The sequence below is a fragment of the Colwellia sp. E150_009 genome (assembly GCF_053543955.1).
In genome coordinates this window covers 1-3808 of the sequence record NZ_JBHFOM010000081.1, presented here as the reverse complement: position 1 = coordinate 3808, position 3808 = coordinate 1, and the positions used below count along the sequence as shown (strand labels likewise).

Genomic DNA, 3808 nt, shown 5'->3' with positions numbered 1-3808 from the left:
GTCCAATAACATTATTACAAGCCGTTTTGGGGCGTAACAACAAAGGTTATTTTAAAATACATATAATTATTTGTTTACAAAGATGTTTTTTAGTGAAATTATTAGCCCACGTAATATACGCCGTTTTGGGGTGTTATAAACCCCCAAAATGGTGTTCAATAAGCTGTTAGGTTTCTCCTACAACGGAAGTAAAAAAGTATGGTGCAGAATAAATACACAAAAATCGCAATCTATGCTTTGCTAATTTCGAGTTTTTTAGGTTCATTGTTACTTGGTAGTGTTTATGAATTTTTTTCAAATTCGGAGAGTATAGAGCTTTTCGGTTGGTTTCTTGTCTTTTTGGTTCCGCTCGGTATAGTAATAAATCTTTTAGTAGCCTACAAAATTCACCGAGGTAGTTTAAGGTTTATTAAGTTTGCATTTTGGATGTATTTGCTACAAATATTAGGATTTGAAACGCCTAACTTAGGGTTTTCGATCACTTTAGGCTTTAGTTTCAACATAACATGGTCAATATATGACGTGAGTTTTATCTTTAATTTATTTGCAATTCTTATGTCTGTAATTCTTTATAAATCAATGCGTCATGCCAACGAAACCTAACAAAAACATCATGGTGGGAATTTTACTCGCTGGCCTTCGGCCAAAAGCGCTCCTAAAATCCCCATATGTTAAGCGTTATACGGCATCCACCAATTGCCAGTTGTATTTAAATTGGAAAAATAAAGTAAAGGAATAGATAAATGGCTATGAATCCAATAGTTAAGGCGCAGCTAAATACTTTTAAAAAAATGAATCCAAATGAAAATTTGGATGAGTCTAACTTATTTGAGGTTATGTCTATATTTTCTATAGAGAATGGTATTCTTGGAGAAAATTTAGATCCTTTTAGAGCTCACCTCAAAGGTGATGAGTTTGGCATTGATGGAGTAGCAATTTCTATTCAAGGTGCGCTTTGTACAGACGTCGATGAAGCCGCAGAAGTTCTGGCTATTGGTAAAAATCATAATTCTGAGTTTCATTTCTTTCAATCGAAAACATCAGACAAATTGGATTATGGCAATATTTCGAAATTTTTAGATGGGGTTTATGATTTTTTCACAAGCCAATTATTAGTAACTGGTGAGCAAATAGAGAGTTTGATAGAAGTAAAAGACGCTATTTATTCTACAGCAGCTAAAACAAGTCCTACATTGAGGTGCTACTACTGTACAACTGGTTCTGGTGAAGTTTCCGATTTAATAAGTCAATTGATTACGACGAATAAGGCACGCTTAGCTGAATTAAATATATTTGATGAAATACATATTGAATGTGTTGGAGCAAAAGTGATTCAAAATGGCTTCCGTGCAGCAACAAATTCTTCATCTGCAAAGCTAAGCTTTCCAAAAGCCGTTACGATGCCAGCTCATGATAAAGTAGATGAGGCATATATTGGATATGTTTCTGCATCAGAAGTACTAGCGATTGCACTTGGTGAGCCAGATCAAGATGGTGTTACTCATGTTAACAGATCTTTATTCTATGATAATGTGAGGGACTTTAATCCAGAATCAGAAATAAATAAGTCCATAATTTCTGAATTAGAGTCAGGGGATGATTCTTCTTTTGTTTTTAAAAATAACGGAATTACAGTTGTTTCAAAAAACATAGAGCGCAAAGGGGATACATTTAATCTAGAAGATTACCAGATAGTAAATGGATGCCAAACTACCAACATACTGGCTCACGTTCGTGATCAAGTTGAAAACATATTTGTTCCGTTTCGCCTAATAGGTTGCGGTGATACTGAATTTGTTTCTAGTGTAATCATTGGTACTAATCGTCAAAATGAAGTTAGGGAAGATCAATTTTGGGCATTGCGCCCATTTATGAAAGACTTAGAAGAGTACTGTGCATCTCAAAGTAGTGAAGTTCGGATTTATATTGAAAGGCGAGATAATCAGTATAGGGATGTAGGGATTGAGCGCACACGTATTCATCGACCATCAGATCTGATGAAGGTTGCCGCAGCGATGTTTTTTTTCCAACCCCACCGTGCTGCACGTGATCACAGAGGTATACGGAAAGAATTCGCTGAACGTATTTTTTCGGATAATCATAATGTAGAGCTTTATCATGTCGCTGCATTAGCATTATATAAGTTTGATTACTTGGTACGCTCAGGGAAAATTGATAGAACTAGGGTTATTTTCCGTTTTTATGCTTTGTATGCGCTAGTGAGAAAATATTGGAAAACCCCAGATATATTGGATACTCCGATAAAGTCACAGAAAAAGGTAACAACTGCCATCATCGCAGTCTTAAAAAACAATGACGAGTTCGCGGCACAAATAGAGGAGACTGCAACACATCTTGAAAATATAATTTCGGACTCAGGTATAACTAGTCGTGAAAAAATCCGAGACTTTATTCGAACAGAAAGTGTAGTAGATGAGTTCACTAAAAGGCTTTTTCCAGTAAAAGCAAAGAAGAAGTTATCGAAAGCCGTATAACAAGTTGCTTAAACGGACAAAAAACAGCTGGCTTTTGCTCGTTCCTCGCTGATTTTAGCCAGCTATTTTATTGCCGCTTAGCAAAGCGTTAGGCATTTCAATCGAGCCAAGGAGTATTAATGGCGCAAGGTGTAGTTTCAGATAATTGGTCTCTTCAAGATATAACAAACTTATTTTCGAGAGGAATGGATGATAGTAATGCTGACGAAATCATAATTACAGAGCAAAACCATGTTTATAACCCTGTTTCATTTGCTTCAATACAAACAGAAGCTCTTTTTGATTTTTTGACTGATTTAGTTCTCAGGGATGAAATTTTGGTTGAAGAGAAGTTTGAGCATTCGTGGGTAAATTCAAATAGTCCCATTTTAAAAGCTAAAGAGTTAGGTGTGGTAAGGAGCTACCCCTTTTTAAATGATTCATTTAAATTGGTTGCCCCTAGAGAAAGAATACTTGAGCATATGTGCTCTACAGAATCACTTAAACTTGCTCATAAAGAAAATGTAGATAGTTGGGAAAAAACTAAGCAGGTAACAGATGGGCTTTTATCTGCAACAATGTGGGGTGGTGCAGGAATGTGTGCCCGTAGTTTTGTATATGAAAAAAGCTACACTCCACACCCTTTGAGAAAACGTTTTTTTGTAAATTCTGGCTTTATGCTCCCAGCAGGAGATGCTCTTCATCAAGTGACATCATTTTTAAATGATGAGCAAATGAAAGTATCAAAGAAAATCTATGGTGCTGATTCGTTATATTCTTTATTCGTAAATATGCCTGCGATCCCTTTAAGAATAATTCAAGAGGCTTCATCTATAAATCAGTTCGTAGATCTCGCATTAGAGTTAAGAGATGATTTTTTTAAACTTAGAGAGTGGTTGAAACAGTTTCAAAATGCATTAACAGACGATGACATTAAAAAAATTAATAAGTATAGAAAAGAACTAGATTCTGTTTCTCAAAATGTAAATGCAAAGATAGGTTTAGGATCAAGCGGAAAACCAGTTACTATGGAGGCTGGAGTGGGTATATTTAAAATCGCAACTCAATCAAATCCTATCAATGCTCTAAAGAACCAATTTGGTATTAGGGCTACTCTAAATAAGCTTATATTTGGTTCAAACGGGAAGCCTGAGATAAAAAAATATATTCGTATGTTCGAGCAGAGTAATACTTCAGTTGGATATGAAATAGAAAAGCACTTTACAAAAAATGCCTAACAAATAAGAATAGGTGTCGCGTCAGCCGACACCTTATTCGGGTGTTGAACAAGCCCGAAGCGCTACTTATAGTGTAAATAGTGATTTTTTGTTGAA

The 3808-nt window shown here is 35.5% G+C and carries 2 protein-coding genes; both read left to right on the top strand.

What is annotated here, in order from left to right; genetic code table 11:
- Nucleotides 1-743: 743 nt before the first annotated feature.
- The gene (locus ACE1OF_RS19485; protein ID WP_448896535.1) at nt 744-2495 is read left to right on the top strand and encodes an AIPR family protein; all 1752 of its coding nucleotides are present in this window, start codon (nt 744-746) and stop codon (nt 2493-2495) included.
- 119 nt (nt 2496-2614) lie between these two features.
- Nucleotides 2615-3712, top strand: a complete 1098-nt coding sequence (locus ACE1OF_RS19480) for a hypothetical protein (protein ID WP_448896534.1) — start codon at nt 2615-2617, stop codon at nt 3710-3712.
- Nucleotides 3713-3808 lie beyond the last annotated feature (96 nt).